Origin of the sequence: Pseudomonas sp. TWP3-2 (assembly GCF_049897765.1) — a bacterium.
Lineage (GTDB): Bacteria > Pseudomonadota > Gammaproteobacteria > Pseudomonadales > Pseudomonadaceae > Aquipseudomonas.
In genome coordinates this window covers 25,509-41,299 of the sequence record NZ_JAFCWW010000021.1, presented here as the reverse complement: position 1 = coordinate 41,299, position 15,791 = coordinate 25,509, and the positions used below count along the sequence as shown (strand labels likewise).

Below are 15,791 nucleotides of genomic sequence, written 5' to 3'. Positions count from 1 at the left end.
TCAGTTGAATGCCCATGCAGCGACCGGGCTGGCCAGCAGACTCACGCCCGCCAAGGCGAGCGCCAGACGGGGGCGGTACGGCAGCAACAGCACCAGCGCCAAAGCGCTGATCATCAATACGGCGAACCAGTCGACCAGACCGAAGCTCCAGCCGTGGATGCTGATCGCCGCCCACAGCGACAAACCCAGCAGCAACCATCCACCGATATGCAGAGTGCGCCGACGCTGCGCAGTCGGCTTGTTGCCGAGCAATTGATCATGGTGACGGGGCATCGACAGACACAGTGCCGTGAAGCCGGCGTAACACAGCAAGAGCGCCAGCAACATCAGTTGACCCCTTGCTCAAGGGTGATCGGTCGAGATTTTTGCGGGCGTGGTTTTTTCACGCTGACCGACTGTCCGGCGCGCTGCATTTTCCATGCGGCCCATGCGAGGAATACCCCGGTTGCCAGACAGGTCAGGTCGAAACCGGCGAGCGTCCAGTCACCATTCGCCAAGGTCACACCGAGGTGATAAGGCGTCAGCACACTCAGCAACGGCACCGCCGCAAACAACGCGCCACCGAACAGAAGCTGCTCAATCCACGCCTTGCGGCCCGGTCGCAACAACGCATGGACCAGGCTCAAACCCCAAGCGATGAAAAACGCATTGACCTCCCAATCGGCACGCCCGGCCAGACTCACCGGCAGCAGACGATTGGCCCAGAAGAACACCGCCACTGCTGCGACCAGCCCGGACATGCTGGCGATGTTCAGCACTTCCACCAGCCGCAATTCGAACGGCATCACAGCGCTTTTCGCGTGTTTGAGCTGACGTTTGCCGAGCCAGATCACCAGCCCGGTGCCGATCATCGCCGTGCCGGCCAGACCGCAAATGAAGTACATCCAACGCAGCACGGGCGCGGCGAAATGGCCCATGTGCAAACCGTAGAAAGCGCCGGCAATCGCCATCGGCACGCGTTGCTGCGGCGTTGCGCTGAGGACTTGTCCGGTCACGCCATTGAAGGTTACGGCGCTGCCGGAGTCGTGAACAACGCGGTCGGACCCGGCGCGCGACACCACCACCGATGCATTCACATCACCCGGGTTATTGACGGACACGCGCCCGACATTGCCGCCCGACCACCGCTCGCGGGCCTGAATCAACAGTGGCGTCATTGGTGCCAGATCTGCCGGTTGATTGGCCCGCTCGGGAACATTGGAAGCCGGGAAAACCTCGTCGTAAAACGCCCGGGCGTTGTTGCCATAGGAGGCGAGAATGCTCGCCGGCATGACCATCGACATGAAAATCACCAGGCTGCTGTAAGTGATCATCAGATGAAACGGCAACACCAGCACCCCTACCGCGTTATGCCCGTCGAGCCATGAGCGCTGACCTTTGCGCGGGCGGAAGGTGAAGAAGTCCTTGAAGATTTTCTTGTGGGTGATGATGCCGCTGATCAGCGCGACGAACATCACCATCGCGGCGATGGTTGCCAGCCAGCGGCCCCACGGATACGGCATCTGCAACTGGAAGTGGAAGCGGTAGAAAAACTCGCCCCCCATGCTTTCACGGGCCTGCACTTCGGCGCCGGTCTGCGCGTCAAGGGTCTTGCTGGTGAACCGTCCGCGTTCGCCGGGATTGGCTGGCGTCTGCTGCCAGCGCACGGTGAGGCCGGGGTCGCGGGCGTCGGGCAAGTCGATCAGCCAGCGTGACGCGCCGGCGGCGTTCTGTTGCAGATAGTGTTGCGCCAGATTCAGGCTGGCTTCGGCATTCAGCGGGCGTGCGGGAATTTCCGGCTGCATCCAGTGACTGGTTTCATCCTTGAAATACGCCAGCGTGCCGGTCAGGAAAATCGCAAACAGCAACCAGCCGAACACCAGCCCGGTCCAGGTATGCAGCCAGGCCATCGACTGGCGAAAGCCCTCTTTCATGTGAACCCCAGACCGCGCGCCGCGCCGGAAACGGTCGCCAGAATCACGCTCGGCACCAACAAACCGACCCATGCCGACCACGGACTGCGGCAGGCGAAACACCAGAGCACGGCCACCACATACACCAGAAACGAAACCGTCATGCCGGTTACCACGGCTTCGGCGCGGCTCAGCGGCAGCCACATCGTCAGCGTGACACTCGCCAGCGCCGCGACCAGATAGCCGCCAAACACCGCCGCCAGCACCCGCGAGGTGACAGCCAGACGATAGGACATGGGAAGTGCGGCGAGTTTGGCTTTCATGTTTCGACCCTGAAACGAAAAACGTCCGGCCAACGAAGCCGAATCAACAGACGGCAATATTAATGATAAATATTCTCATACGCAAAAGCGTTTGATTGCCGCACGTCGCCTCGACACCCTACAATGCGAACCGTTCTTGTTCTCTAACGCACGCCCAATGCGCCCGGAGTAATGCCGTTGCCACCCGCCCATCCTGTCGAATCGCTCTATCAGGCCCACCACAGCTGGCTCAACGGCTGGTTGCGGCGCAAGCTCGGCTGCCCGGAGCGCGCGGCGGATCTGGCGCAGGACACGTTCATCCGGGTGCTGACCGCTCGCGAAACGCCGGTGATTCTCGAGCCGCGCGCATTCCTTACCACGTTGGCCAAGCGCGTTCTGTGCAATCACTACCGCCGCCAGGACCTGGAGCGCGCCTACCTCGACACGCTCGCGCAGATGCCGGAAATGCTTGCGCCTTCGGAAGAACACAAAGCAATCATCCTGCAAACCCTGCTCGAGCTTGATCAGTTGCTCGATGGTTTGCCGCGTCCGGTCAAACGCGCTTTTTTACTGGCGCAGATCGATGGCCTGACTTATCCGCAGATCGCCGCTGAGTTGGGAATTTCCGTGGCCACGGTGAAACGTCATCTGCACAAAGCGGCAATGCGCTGCTACTTCGCCCTGTGAATCCGCCGATGGATTTTTCTGCGCAGGTCGCCGAACAAGCTGTGCATTGGTTGCTTGAGATGCAGCAAGGACAGCTGAGCCCGCGCCAGCAACTCGCGTGGCAGCAATGGCTCGATGCGCACAGTGAACATCGCCGTGCGTGGGAGCATATTCAGCGGGTCAATTCGCGCTTGCGTGGATTGTCGTCGCCACTGGCGCATGCGGCGTTGAATGCGCCGAAGTCCGGCAGCCGACGTCAGGCACTGAAACTGTTGCTGATTCTCGGTGCCGGCTCGGCCGTGACCTGGGGCGTGCGCGAGCACAATCCATTGCCTTCGCTGCTCGCCGATTACCGCAGCCCGCTGGGTCAGCGGCGCAAAATCTCGCTCGGCTCAGGCGGCCTTTTACAGCTCAACACCGCGAGTGCCGCCGATGTTCGGGATGGTGGACTGATCCGTCTGCTCGAAGGCGAAATGTACCTGAGCGCCACGCAATCCTTTGAAGTGCAGACCGCCCACGGTGTGTTGAAGGCTCAGGGCGCGCGCCTCAACGTACGCCAGTTTGCCGAGCGCACGCAGGTGGCGCTGTTCGAAGGCCGGGTTGAACTGATTACGCAAAAGCGTGCGCCGATGCTGCTGCCGGTCGCTCGACAACTGAGCTTCGGCGAGACGACGATCAGCGAAGCAAAATCGCTGGATGCCAACAGCGGGGCCTGGACTGACGGCATGCTGATAGCTGCGCACATGCGTCTGGGCGACTTCCTCGATGAGCTCAGCCGCTACCGTCGCGGGCAAATCAGTTGCGATGCACAGGTTGCCGATCTGCTGATTTCAGGCACGTATCCACTGGACGACAGCGAGCGGATTCTCGATCTGCTGCAAATCAGTTTGCCGGTGAAGGTGCGGCGATTTACCCGCTACTGGGTCAACGTCGAAGCCAGCGTTTGAATCCGCGCAAAAATAAATGAGCCGTTTTTCAGATCTGGCGTGACAGAGAAGGAAAGCCCCCTTGATTCAACCTTCTCAGGATCGTCCTCCATGCAGCCCACCCGCCTCACGCCTCTGGCCCGCACTCTGCGCAATCTCATCCTTGGCGCCAGCCTGAGTTTCAGCATTCTGCCGCTGGCGCATGCCGCCGACAGCAAGGCTTATCACATCGCGCCGTCGTCGCTGGAAAACGCCCTCAACCAGTTCGGCCGTGAAGCCGGGGTGTTGATTTCTTTTGGCTCGCAAGTCACCAACGGCGTGCAGAGTCGTGGACTGGAAGGCAGTTACACGCCGGAACAAGGTCTGAACGCGCTGCTCGAAGGCACCGGCCTGCAAGCCCGCGCCGAGGGCGGCAATGCCTTCAGCCTGCAATCGTCGAGCGATGAGGCGCTGGAGCTGGACACCTCGAAAGTGGTTGGCGACTGGCTGGGAGATGCGGCGCAGATCAACGTCTTCGAGCATCCGGGGGCGCGTGACGTGATCCGTCGCGAAGAGTTCGAACGCCAAGGCGCGACTCAGGCGCGTGACGTGCTCAACCGCATTCCCGGCGTCAATGCGCCAGAAAACAACGGCACCGGCAGCCACGACATGGCGCTGAACTTCGGCATACGCGGTTTGAATCCGCGCCTCGCTGCACGCTCTACGGTATTGATGGACGGCATTCCCGTGCCATTCGCGCCGTACGGTCAGCCGCAACTGTCATTCGCGCCGATCAGCATGGGCAACATGGACGCGGTGGATGTGGTGCGTGGTGGCGGCGCGGTGCGTTATGGCCCGCAGAACGTCGGTGGCGTGGTCAACTTCGTGACTCGCGCGATCCCCGATGAACCGACGGTCAAGGGTGGTTTCCAGACTGAAACCAGTCCTTCTTCAAGCCACGACGGCTTCAAGACCAGCGCCAACCTGCTGGCCGGTGGCACCAATGAAAATGGTCTGGGCGGCGCGCTGCTGTACTCCGGCACTCGTGGTGGCGACTGGCGTGAGCACAGCGATACTGAAATCGACGACCTGATCCTCAAGGGCAAATACCAGCTCGACGACGCCAACAGCTTCAACGCCATGGCCCAGTATTACGAAGGCAAGGCGGACATGCCCGGTGGTCTGAACGTTGCCGATTACGACGCTGATCCGTATCAGTCCACGCGCAAGAAAGACCAGTTCTGGGGCCGTCGCACGATGTTCAATTTCGGTTATCGCTATCAGGAAGATCGCCGCGAATTCACCGCCAACACCTTCTTCACCAAGACCCTGCGCAGCGGCTATCTGGATCAGGGTTCGTTCCTGTCGCTGTCGCCGCGCGAGTATTGGGTGCGCGGTCTGGAAACCCGCTTCGCGCAAGGTTTCGACCTCGGCCCGACCAGCCACGAAGTCGGGGTCGGCTATCGCTACATCAACGAGGCCGGCCACGAACTGCGTTATCGCACGCCAATTGCCAGCAACCAATTCCCGACCACCGACAGCCGCAACGACCGCGACACCCGTGGCGGCACCGAGGCCAACGCATTCTTCATTGATGACCGCATCGACATCGGCAAGTGGACCATCACGCCGGGCGTGCGCTACGAGATGATCGAGTCGCAGCAGACCAACAATCTGACCAACGTCAAATACAAAGGCGACTACAACACCGCGCTGCCGGCGCTCAACGTGCTGTATCACCTGACCGACAGCTGGAATCTGTACGCCAACACCGAAGGCTCGTTCGGCAGCGTGCAATACAGCCAGATGCCCAATCGCGTGAGCAGCGGCGAAGTGAAACCGGAGAAGGCGCGCACCTGGGAACTCGGCACCCGCTACGACAACGGCGCGCTGCGTGCGGAAATCGGCGCGTTTCTGATCAACTTCGACAATCAGTACGAAAGTAACCAGACCAACGACTCGGTGATCGCTCGCGGCGAAACCCGTCATCAAGGCATCGAGACCAGCGTCAACTACGCACTCGACGACTTGAGCCCGGCGCTGGCCGGTTTTGATGTGTACGCCAGTTACGCTTTTGTTGACGCGACCATCCGCGAGGACGGGCCGAACAAAGGCAATCGTGTGCCGTTCGCGTCGAAACACAAAGGCACTCTGGGTGTGGGTTACACCGAAGGCGCATGGAAACTGAATCTGGACAGCAGCTTCCAGAGCGACCAGTTTGCCGACAACGCCAATACCTCGAAGGAAAGCGCTGACGGCAGCACCGGCAAGATCCCCGGCTATATGTTGTTCAGCAGCCGTGCCGGCTATGACTTCGGGCCGCAGCTGTCGGATTTGAATGTCGCGGTGGGGGTGAAGAATATTTTCAATACCCAGTACTTCACGCGCTCGTTTGATGACAACAACAAGGGTAAGTATGTGGGTGAGCCGCGGACCGTGTATGTGCAGACGTCTGTAGCATTCTGATCGCGGCGGAAAACAAAACGGGCCTGCATTCGCAGGCCCGTCATCATCAGGTGAATTAAAGAATCAGCGCATCAACTGTTAAGTGCTGCCTGCTCGTTCTCCAGAAATTCTTCCTCCAGCAACTTGTCGTTGGCTTTGCTCTTGAATGGCACTGTCGCAGCACGTGGCTTGCCGCGCAGTTTGCCAAACAGATGATCCAGCGCGTGCTCGAGTTTTTCGGCTGCGCCGTCGATCGCCAGTTCCAGCGAATCGGCTTTATGGGTAACGGAAATCGGTTGATGACCTTTTGGCCGCGCTTCCAGTTGGCAGCGCAAATCATGCGGACCAGGTTTGTCACCGTTCTCGTCGCTCAGATGGACTTCGATACGGGTCAGGTCTTCTTCGTAACGTTCGAGCGTGCTCTCAATGGTGGTGCGTACCCACTCCTCCAGTCGTTGACTACTTTGAATATGGTTATCGCTGTTGACTTGGATTTGCATAGTTCATCCCTTATTTCAGCTAGCTCGCGAGAGGCCGTGAATATGGTTTTCGTGACCTCTTGATTACAACAATCGGCCCGACCAACAAACATTTCAACCCCTGAAAAAAGAAAAATATTCATTCGCAAAAAAAGCCGGACAACCACTCGCAGCGCTGGTAAGGTCGGGAGTTGGGTCGCCTGGTGATCTAGTAAAAAATAGTCACAATTGGCCATCACCCAACGGGTGCAAGCTGCGAAATATCCCCGCTTCTTCTACCAGCCAATCATGCACCGCACGCACGCCCGGGTGGCTCAGTGCTCCCGGCGCATACAGCAATACATAGCGTTTGTGATTGGGCACCGACAGCCCGAACGGCACGATCAATGTCCCCCGCTCCAACTCATCGTTAAGCAATGTGCGTCGCGCAATTGCCACGCCCATGCCGGCGATCGCCGCCTCGATGGTCAGGTGATTGCGATTGAACGTGTGGCCGCGCCGTACGTCGGCGCCTTCAAAGCCGATGGCATTAAGGTAAAACTCCCACTCCGCATATTCATAGCTGCCGCGCCAGGCGGTGATGTCGTGCAGCAACGGAAAGTGCAACAGGTCCGCCGGGCCATGCAGCGGCGGGCGCCCACGCAACAGACTCGGCGCGCACACCGGAAAAATCTGTTCATCGAGCAAGGCTGTGGATAACAGCCCCGGATAGCTGCCGTCGTTCAAATCGATGGCCAAATCAAAATCGCCTTCGTGCAACGGCACGCTGCTGTCTTCGGCCACCAGCCGCAGCTGAATGTCCGGATAACGCTGTTGCAAGCGTGGCAAGCGCGGAGTCAGCCACTTGCTGAGGAACGACGGAATCGAGCGCACGCGCAGAATCCCGCTGATCATGCCCGCATCCAGCCGACGCAATTCGGCGTCGATGCTGCCGTATGCCTCATTCACGGTAATGGCCAGTCGCTGGCCTTCAGCGCTCAACTCGACACCGCGCGCACGGCGATGAAACAGGCGCAGGCCCAGACGCTCTTCCAGTTGTCGGATTTGTTGGCTGACCGCACCGGGTGTGATGTGCAACTCCTCGGCACAACGGGTGAACGACAAGTGCCGCGCGGCACAGGAAAACACCTGCAGCCAGACGTAAGTCTGGGCATGCAATTGACGACTCATTGTTTAGTCCTGCTAAAGGCTTGCTTAGGAAGTTTCGTTAGTCACGCTGTAGCGAGGTAGGCAGTATCGCCGACATTGCGCTTGTCCTACAAAAAATGGCAGCGATTCCCACACCATTGCTTGTAAGGCTTTAGCATGGCTATCAGTGTTTTCGATCTATTCAAAGTCGGCATCGGTCCGTCCAGCTCCCATACCGTCGGCCCGATGCGCGCAGCCGCAACCTTCGCCCAAGCACTGATTGACCAGCATTTGTTGCTCGATGTGCAACGCGTGGAAATCCGTTTGTACGGCTCGCTGTCCGCCACCGGCGTCGGTCATGCCACCGACCGCGCTTGTGTGATGGGCCTGATGGGCGAATGGCCGGACAGCATTGATCCGGGGACCATCGACCCACGCATTCAGCAACTGCGCGAATCGGGGCAATTGTCCCTCGCCGGCCAGCGCTCGATTGCCTTCGACTGGAACACTGATCTGCTGTTGCTCGACGAGAGCCTGCCCTACCACCCCAACGCCATGTCGTTGACAGCCTTCGGTGCATCCGCGCAACTGTTCGAGCAGACGTATTACTCGGTTGGCGGCGGTTTCATCATCGAAGCGGCTGAAGCCGAATCCGGTGTCGCACCGGCGGGCGATGTGGTGCTGCCGTACGACTTTTCCAGCGCTGCCGAACTGCTGTCGCTGTGCAACCAACACAACCTGCGTGTTTCCGAATTGATGATGGCCAACGAACGGGCCTGGCGCAGCGATGCCGAGATCCGTCAGGGCCTGTTGCACATCTGGTCGGTGATGCGCGAGTGCGTCGAGCAGGGCATGCGCCACGAAGGCATCTTGCCCGGTGGTCTGAATGTTCCGCGACGTGCGGCGAAATTGCACCGCAGCCTGCTGGAAATCGGCAAGCCGAATGTCATCAGCTCAACGCTGTCGGCGATGGAGTGGGTCAACCTGTTCGCCCTCGCCGTCAACGAAGAAAACGCTGCCGGCGGGCGCATGGTCACCGCGCCGACCAACGGTGCAGCCGGAATCATTCCGGCGGTTCTGCACTACTACATGAAATTCAATCCCGAAGCGTCGGACGATGACGTAGTCGCATTCTTTTTGGCTGCGGCCGCTGTCGGCATTCTGTGTAAGAAAAATGCCTCGATCTCTGGCGCCGAGGTCGGCTGCCAGGGTGAAGTGGGTTCTGCCTGCGCCATGGCCGCCGCCGGTCTGGCCGAGATCCTCGGTGCTACCCCTGAGCAACTGGAAAACGCTGCCGAAATCGGCCTTGAACATAACCTCGGCCTGACCTGCGATCCGGTCGGCGGGCTGGTGCAAGTGCCGTGCATCGAGCGCAACGCGATTGCGGCGGTGAAAGCGATCAACGCCACCCAGATGGCCTTGCGCGGCGACGGCAAACACTTCATTTCCCTCGACCGGGTGATCCGCACCATGCGCGATACCGGCGCCGACATGCATGACAAATACAAAGAGACTTCACGGGGCGGCCTGGCCGTGAGCTGGGTGGAGTGCTGAGGAGCATTCCCTGACCGCCCGTAACACGTGAGCCCGAGCAAGAATAATAACGAGGCCAAAACGATGACCGATGTACGCACACCTGCTGCCGAAAATCCCGCTGTAGACCGCACCAGCAAAAACGCAATTGCCCACAAGGGCTGGAGCAAATTCGACACCACCTGGATGCTTGGCCTGTACGGCACGGCGATTGGCGCGGGCACCTTGTTCCTGCCGATCAATGCCGGTGTCGGCGGCTTCTGGCCGTTGCTGATTCTGGCCGTGCTGGCATTCCCGATGACGTTTTTCGCGCACCGAGGCCTGACCCGCTTCGTGCTGTCCGGGCGCTCTGGCGACATCACTGAAGTGGTCGAAGAACATTTCGGTATCGGCGCCGGCAAACTGATCACGCTGCTGTACTTCTTCGCGATCTTCCCGATCCTGCTGGTGTACAGCGTGGCGCTGACCAACACCCTGACCAGTTTCCTCGAACACCAATTGCACATCGCCCCGCCACCACGCGCGGTACTGTCGCTTGGGTTGATTCTCGGGCTGATGGCCATTGTGCGTTGCGGCCAGCAAGTCATCGTCAAAGCCATGAGCGTGCTGGTGTATCCGTTCGTCGCGGCGCTGCTGTTGCTTGGCCTGAGCCTGATTCCGAACTGGAACGGCGCATTCTTTGCCAGCGCTCAGGAGCCGATGCAGATGTCGGTACTGTTCAAGACCCTGTGGCTGGCGATCCCGGTGATGGTGTTCTCGTTCAACCACTCGCCGATCATCTCCGCGTTCGCCGTCGATCAAAAACAGCGCTACGGCGATCAGGCCGAACGCAAAAGCAGCGGCATCCTCGCGATGGCCCACGGCATGATGGTCGTGACCGTAATGTTCTTCTGCTTCAGTTGCGTGCTCGCACTGTCGCCAGCGGATTTGGCAGCGGCCAAAGCGCAGAACATCTCGATCCTGTCGTACCTCGCCAACCACTTCCAGACGCCGGTGATCGCTTACGCTGCGCCGTTGATTGCGCTGGTGGCGATCACCAAATCCTTCCTCGGCCACTACATCGGCGCCAGCGAAGGCTTTCAGGGCCTGATCGTGAAAAGCCTGCGCGGCCGTGGCCGGGTGATGTCGGCGAGCTGGCTGAACCGCGCCACCGCGCTGTTCATGATACTCAGCTGCTGGGCCGTGGCGACGTTCAACCCAAGCATCCTCGGCATGATCGAAACCCTCGGCGGGCCGGTGATCGCCTGCCTGTTGTTCCTGATGCCGATGTACGCGATCCGGCGCGTGCCAGCCTTGCGCCAGTATTCGGGCCAGGCGTCGAACGTGTTTGTGGTGTTGATCGGCCTGATTGCACTGTCAGCGATCATCTACTCATTCCTGCCCTGAAACGGGCCGTAAATGAACAAGGCGAGCACTGGGCTCGCCTTGTTTTTGTCCGGGTTCATTGTCCGGGATTTTTCCCGGCATGCCCCTTGCTACGCCCTTAACCGCGATATTGGCGATTTGGCCACGGAATGGCCGGTGGTCTGGATGGGCGAACCAACCCGAGCACGGCCGGTCAACAACTGCACGTTCAATCAGGCGGTGACGCATCATGGACAACCCCTTTCAGATCATTACCGATGCCTTCGCGCCGGACTATCAGATCAATCTGAGCATTCAGGGCCTGGACGGCAGCATCATGCTGACCCTGTCCAATAGCGGCCGCATCGTCGCGAAACGGATGATCAGCGCTGAACAGCGCAACGACCCAAAACGTTTGAAAATGCTGGTGCAAAGCATTCAGTTCGGCATCGCCATCGAACAGGGCCACAGCGCCATGGCGATCCTCGAAGCCATGACCAGCGGCGACGGGCTGACCCCGCCACCGCCGCAGATCAAAGGCCAGCCACGCCCGGTGGCCGGTCTTTAAATCTCGCCTTTTTCCACTTCCGGATGCTCACCGGAACCCGTACCGATCTTGCGTTGCGGGTGTTCGATCTTCACCGAAGGAAATTGTGACGAGGCGTAACGCACCACCAGAATCGAGAATGCCAGCAGCAGAATCCCACCGCACAGGTAGAGGATGCCCATGTCTGGCGGGTTGTGGTGGGACACGTTGGAGATCAGCAGCCTCGTCAGCGCGGTGATCGCTACGTAGATCAGGAAACGCACGGGCATGTGGTTGGTCTTGAAGTAAATCCCGACCATCGCCCCGAGTTCCAGATAGATGAACAGCAACAGAATGTCATCGATCTTGATGTGCCCTTCTTCGAGCATCCCGAGAAACTCGACCACTGCCGCATAGGCGGTCACCGCACCGATGGCGAACAGCGCCAGGTAGTGGAAGGTCTCAACGAACAGGTTGCCCAGCGACTCCGCGAGTTGATGCACGTTTTGCCGCAGTCTCTCGGCCCAGTTGATTTTCACGATGATGTTTCCTTAGCCCGATGCGAGCGGATGATGCAGGTTGGACGTGACGGTTTTCTGCACGCGATTGTGTTCATGCAGAAATAAGGCCACGCATCATGGCGACCCGCCATAAAACCTGCGCCGTGGCGTTTGGTCGCACCTCGCCAGCAATTGCGGGCTGACAAAGCCCAAATCCGGTCTACATTAAAAAGCCACTACCCAAAGCGCAGGGATTCGCTTATCCTTTTCGCTGTATATAGATACAGTAGTCGCTAAGACAACTTAATGAAGGCATGTGAGGTGGTGAATGGCCGTCGAAGTGGTATACCGCAGCAGCCGAGATCTGGAGCGCTTGTTCATGGATAAAGCCGAAGCTGACCGTCATGACAAAATGCTCGAACTCGCCGAATTGCTGGCTGAAGTGCTGGAAAAAGCCGTTCCGTCGTTGAGTGAGAAGCAAGTGGAAGAAGTCGGGATCTTCATGGCGAAGAACCGCGATGTGTTCGCCAGAGCGTTCAAGAGCCAGCCCGATGCGTTGTCGGAGCTGATCAATGCACCTGTCGAAGTTGTTGAAGTGGCAGATGCTGCTGAACCGGCTGAATCGAGCAAACCGGCCAAAGCACCCAAGGCTGCGAAGTAATCGATGCCCGAATTGAACAGGCCCTGAGTCGCGAGACTCAGGGCCTTTTTAATGCCCGCAACATTAAAAGATCAGCGATACAGGACTTTCTCCGCCAACTCATCCGCCACCCGCGCCGGCGAACGTTTTTCCGCCTGCGCATGGGCAAACACTTCGGTCAGCCGCGAGCTTATCTTCGACAGATGCGCGGTGATGGTGCCCAGCTCCTCGCCGCGATGTTTGAGCGAAACGTAAATCAAGCCACCGGCATTGATCACATAATCCGGCGCATACAGAATGCCGCGCCGCTCGAGTTGATCGGCGACGTCCAGATGCGTCAGCTGATTGTTTGCCGACCCGGCCACCGCCGAACAGCGCAATTGCGTGACCGTGTGACTGTTGAGTACGCCGCCCAGACCGCAGGGCGCGAGGATATCGCACGGTGTGCTGAGTAAAGCGTCATTGGCGATCGGATGCGCGTTGAGTTGCTCCATCGCCAGTTGCACCTTGCCGTGGTCGATATCGCTGACCAGCAACTCGGCCCCGGCAGCATGCAGTTGTTCGGCCAGCGCAAATCCGACATTGCCCAGGCCCTGAATCGCCACGCGCAAACCTTCGAGATTGTCACTGCCAAGGCGCGCCATCGCCGTGGCGCGAATGCCGGCGAATACGCCCATTGCCGCGTGCGGAGCGGGGTCGCCGGCAGAGGTGGTGCTGGTGACATGTTGAGTTTGCTGCGCGATGCAATCCATGTCCGCTACTGAAGTGCCGCTGTCGATCGCGGTGATGTAGCGTCCGTCGAGTTGATCGATGCAGCGCCCGAACGCTTCGAACAGCGCGGCGCGGTTTTCCACATGCGCCGGACGCACGATCACCGCGACACCGCCACCTTGTTCCAGACCGGCCAGCGCGGCTTTGTAACTCATGCCCTGGGCCAGGCGGATGGCGTCCTCGACCGCGGACTCGTCATTCGGATAGGCAAGATAACGGCATCCGCCAAGGGCTGGCCCGAGGCGACTGTTATGGATGGCAATGACCGCCTTCAACCCGGACACCGGGTCAACGCTGAGGTGCAGCGAGTCCAGGCGAGTGCTTTGCATGAGAGCGAACATCGGCAGGCTCCCGAATCACTTCTGGTAAGTCGCCAGTATAGGCTTGCGCCTGAAAATTGCTGGAGCGCACCGGAATAAGCAGCCCCCATCATCAGAGCGTTGCGGCATATCCCGGCGGCGGTGCCGCGCAGCACTGGACGAATGCCTGAGACGGGGCTAAAACGAGGCATTCCCCGGAGATTTCGATGAGTCCGCGCCAACGTTTTTTCGAGTGCCTGCACCGTTCACCGCCCGCGCTGTTCGAAGCGGCGCTGTGGCTGGCTGCCGAGCACTCCAGAGACGTTGATCCCGAGGCGTTGCTGCAAGACTTCAAGGAGTTGCAGCAAAAGGTCAGTTATGGCTTGCCGATGTTGCCGGTCAATGAACTGGCCCAGCCGTTGTTACGGCGCATGAACGATCTGGGATTTGCCCAGGATGACTTCACGCCTCTGCGCCCGCAGGCCGCGTTGCTGCACAAGGTGTTGCAGACCCGGCGCGGTCAGCCACTGACCTTGGCGCTGATCGCGCTTGAACTGGCGCGAGGTTTGGAAATCCCCTTGGTCGGCGTCAACTTTCCCGGACATTTCCTGCTGCGGGTGCCCGGCGCCGATCACTTGCTCGACCCGTGCGGTGGACGGCGCTTGTACCCCAACGATTGCCGGGAACTGCTGCAACGCCAATACGGCCATCACCTGCAGCTCAACGCCGAACATCTGCTGGCTGCGACGCCGTCGCAGATGCTCCAGCGTCTGTCCCGCAACCTGCGCCAATTGCATCTGACCCATGACGATTACATCGCGGCGCTGATCGACGCCGAACGCGTACTGGAAATGGGCAACGGCAACGCTGCCGATTACCTGGCGCGCGCCAGTCTGTATCAACGGCTCGACTGCCCGAACGCCGAGCGCTTCGATCTGGAACACGCGTTGCTGCTCAGCGACGACCCGATTCAGCGGCTGCGGCTGACTGAACGCCTGGGGCATCTGCCGCCAAATTCAGTGGTGCATTGAGCGTTGTCTCTGCGGGCGAACGCACCTGAATAATCAGCAACGCCGCAATCACCGCCGGAATCGCGCAGAAGAAAAATATCTGCTCGACCGGAATGTGCATCGCCAGCAACAGGCTGCCAAACAACGGCCCGAGAATCGAACCGAAGCGCCCTACCCCCAATGCCCAACCGGTACCGGTAGCGCGCACATGCGCCGGATAAAAGTTGCTGGCAAAGGCATTCAGCGTCAGTTGCCCACCGATGATGCAGAACCCGGCGGCGAACACGCAGGCCACCAGATAGCGCGGATTATCGTGATTGAGTCCGAGCAGAATCGTGCACAGCGCTGCGCCGGCCAGCACGCCCGAGAGCAAACGCACTTTGCGCTTCAAGCGGTCGGCAAACCAGGCCATGCAGATCGCGCCCAAAGTGCCGGCGAACAAAAACATCGATGTCACCAGATTGGCTTCGTTGAGCTTCAAACCACTTTCCAGCAGCAGCGACGGCAACCAACTGATCATGAAATACAGCAGAATCAGGCTGACAAAAAACGTCGACCAGATCAGCAACGTCGGCCGCGCATAACCATTGCGGAACAACTCCACCACCGTCAGTTTGCTGCCCTGCTCGCGCTCGTTCTGTTCGACCGATGCAGCGGGCGGTTGCCAGTCCGGCAGCATGTGCGCTGTGACTTTGCGCAGTCGAGTGTAGGGCGGCGCATCGCGCAGCAAGCGCGGCAGGGATTCCGGCAGCATCCACCAGAGAAACGGGAACAACAGCAACGGCGTGACGCCGCCAGCGAGGAACACCGCTTGCCAGCCGAATTGGTCGATAAACCCGGCAGCCACAAAACCACCCGCCGCGCCGCCGAAGGAGAAACCGCAGGCAGCCAGCGTCACCATCAGCGTGCGCAGGCGTGGCGGTGAATACTCGGACATCAACGCCATGGCGCTGGGCATCGCGCCGCCCATGCCGATCCCGCAGATAAAGCGCGCAATCATCAGCGAATTGAGCGAATTAGCAAAGACCATGAGCACGGTCAGGCTGGCGTAGATCAGTACACAAGCGAGCAGAATCCGCCGCACGCCGAAGCGGTCGGCCAGCGGCGTGACAACCAGAGAACCAATGGTCAGCCCCAATAAGTTGGCACTGAATACCGGGCCGAATGCCGACTTCTCCAACCCCCAATCCTGCGCCAACGCAGGCACCACATAGCCGAGCACTTGCGCGTCATAGCCGTCGGTGACCAGCAGCAAGGCCAGCAGGATCAACAGTAACCACTGATATCGGGACACAGGACGGGCGTCGAGTGCCGCCCGGAAGCTGGCAATCTGGTTGTGCATCGCAAGGTA

General features: G+C 59.7%; 15 protein-coding genes and 1 pseudogene. 8 read left to right on the top strand and 8 right to left on the bottom strand.

All coding sequences use genetic code 11. The features are described from left to right. Genes ACP7EE_RS23085 through ACP7EE_RS23075 form a run of 3 tightly spaced genes read right to left on the bottom strand, consistent with a single transcriptional unit; the run spans position 1 to position 2,215 of the window. Positions 1-327 (bottom strand): DUF3325 domain-containing protein, encoded by a 327-nt coding sequence (locus ACP7EE_RS23085; RefSeq protein WP_426236981.1) that lies wholly within the window; start codon positions 325-327, stop codon positions 1-3. Continuing rightward, on the bottom strand, positions 327-1,913 hold the full coding sequence (locus tag ACP7EE_RS23080; protein WP_426236979.1) for a PepSY-associated TM helix domain-containing protein: 1,587 nt from the start codon (positions 1,911-1,913) through the stop codon (positions 327-329). Before ACP7EE_RS23080 ends, ACP7EE_RS23085 begins: the two co-directional genes overlap by 1 nt. Then, positions 1,910-2,215, bottom strand: coding sequence for a DUF3649 domain-containing protein (locus ACP7EE_RS23075; RefSeq protein ID WP_426236977.1), 306 nt, complete (start codon positions 2,213-2,215; stop codon positions 1,910-1,912). The genes ACP7EE_RS23080 and ACP7EE_RS23075 overlap by 4 nt, the downstream gene beginning before the upstream one ends. 171 nt (positions 2,216-2,386) lie before the next feature. Here ACP7EE_RS23075 and ACP7EE_RS23070 point away from each other — a divergent pair, with 171 nt between their 5' ends. The 3 genes from ACP7EE_RS23070 to fecA all read left to right on the top strand — a co-directional run bounded on the left by ACP7EE_RS23070 (position 2,387) and on the right by fecA (position 6,231). Then, a complete protein-coding gene (locus ACP7EE_RS23070; RefSeq protein ID WP_420647688.1) occupies positions 2,387-2,881 on the top strand; it encodes a sigma-70 family RNA polymerase sigma factor in 495 nt (164 codons plus the stop codon). Further along, the gene (locus ACP7EE_RS23065; protein WP_426236975.1) at positions 2,878-3,807 is read left to right on the top strand and encodes a DUF4880 domain-containing protein; all 930 of its coding nucleotides are present in this window, start codon (positions 2,878-2,880) and stop codon (positions 3,805-3,807) included. The genes ACP7EE_RS23070 and ACP7EE_RS23065 overlap by 4 nt, the downstream gene beginning before the upstream one ends. A 90-nt stretch (positions 3,808-3,897) precedes the next feature. Then, positions 3,898-6,231, top strand: a complete 2,334-nt coding sequence (gene fecA, locus ACP7EE_RS23060) for a TonB-dependent Fe(3+) dicitrate receptor FecA (protein ID WP_426236973.1) — start codon at positions 3,898-3,900, stop codon at positions 6,229-6,231. A 71-nt stretch (positions 6,232-6,302) separates the two neighbouring features. On the opposite strand, the gene ACP7EE_RS23055 is transcribed toward fecA, so the two are convergent. Together ACP7EE_RS23055 and ACP7EE_RS23050 are read right to left on the bottom strand one after the other, a co-directional pair. After that, complete coding sequence (locus ACP7EE_RS23055) at positions 6,303-6,710, bottom strand: HPF/RaiA family ribosome-associated protein (protein WP_420647685.1); 408 nt, start codon at positions 6,708-6,710, stop codon at positions 6,303-6,305. 201 nt (positions 6,711-6,911) lie between these two features. Then, complete coding sequence (locus ACP7EE_RS23050) at positions 6,912-7,859, bottom strand: LysR substrate-binding domain-containing protein (protein ID WP_420647684.1); 948 nt, start codon at positions 7,857-7,859, stop codon at positions 6,912-6,914. Between the two features lie 135 nt (positions 7,860-7,994). Between ACP7EE_RS23050 and ACP7EE_RS23045 the strand changes: the two genes are divergently transcribed. The 3 genes from ACP7EE_RS23045 (at position 7,995) to ACP7EE_RS23035 (ending at position 11,262) form a co-directional block, all read left to right on the top strand. Beyond that, on the top strand, positions 7,995-9,371 hold the full coding sequence (locus tag ACP7EE_RS23045) for an L-serine ammonia-lyase (protein ID WP_426236971.1): 1,377 nt from the start codon (positions 7,995-7,997) through the stop codon (positions 9,369-9,371). Between the two features lie 63 nt (positions 9,372-9,434). Then, complete coding sequence (locus ACP7EE_RS23040; RefSeq protein ID WP_426236969.1) at positions 9,435-10,736, top strand: HAAAP family serine/threonine permease; 1,302 nt, start codon at positions 9,435-9,437, stop codon at positions 10,734-10,736. A 208-nt stretch (positions 10,737-10,944) separates the two neighbouring features. Beyond that, positions 10,945-11,262, top strand: coding sequence for a DUF3509 domain-containing protein (locus tag ACP7EE_RS23035; RefSeq protein ID WP_426202448.1), 318 nt, complete (start codon positions 10,945-10,947; stop codon positions 11,260-11,262). Here the strand turns inward: ACP7EE_RS23035 and ACP7EE_RS23030 are convergent. Then, the gene (locus tag ACP7EE_RS23030) at positions 11,259-11,759 is read right to left on the bottom strand and encodes a phosphate-starvation-inducible protein PsiE (protein ID WP_426236967.1); all 501 of its coding nucleotides are present in this window, start codon (positions 11,757-11,759) and stop codon (positions 11,259-11,261) included. The genes ACP7EE_RS23035 and ACP7EE_RS23030 overlap by 4 nt on opposite strands. 289 nt (positions 11,760-12,048) lie before the next feature. On the opposite strand from ACP7EE_RS23030, the pseudogene ACP7EE_RS23025 reads away from it, so the two are divergent. Beyond that, positions 12,049-12,288 (top strand): annotated as a pseudogene (locus ACP7EE_RS23025) (YebG family protein); the annotation flags it as partial. A 164-nt stretch (positions 12,289-12,452) separates the two neighbouring features. Here ACP7EE_RS23025 and ACP7EE_RS23020 read toward each other — a convergent pair. After that, on the bottom strand, positions 12,453-13,472 hold the full coding sequence (locus ACP7EE_RS23020) for a Glu/Leu/Phe/Val dehydrogenase dimerization domain-containing protein (protein ID WP_420647679.1): 1,020 nt from the start codon (positions 13,470-13,472) through the stop codon (positions 12,453-12,455). A 185-nt stretch (positions 13,473-13,657) separates the two neighbouring features. Between ACP7EE_RS23020 and ACP7EE_RS23015 the strand changes: the two genes are divergently transcribed. After that, positions 13,658-14,461, top strand: a complete 804-nt coding sequence (locus ACP7EE_RS23015) for a SirB1 family protein (RefSeq protein ID WP_420647678.1) — start codon at positions 13,658-13,660, stop codon at positions 14,459-14,461. On the opposite strand, the gene ACP7EE_RS23010 is transcribed toward ACP7EE_RS23015, so the two are convergent. Next, positions 14,385-15,782 (bottom strand): MFS transporter, encoded by a 1,398-nt coding sequence (locus ACP7EE_RS23010; RefSeq protein WP_426236965.1) that lies wholly within the window; start codon positions 15,780-15,782, stop codon positions 14,385-14,387. The two genes, ACP7EE_RS23015 and ACP7EE_RS23010, sit on opposite strands and share 77 nt — an antisense overlap. Between the last annotated feature and the right edge of the window lie 9 nt (positions 15,783-15,791).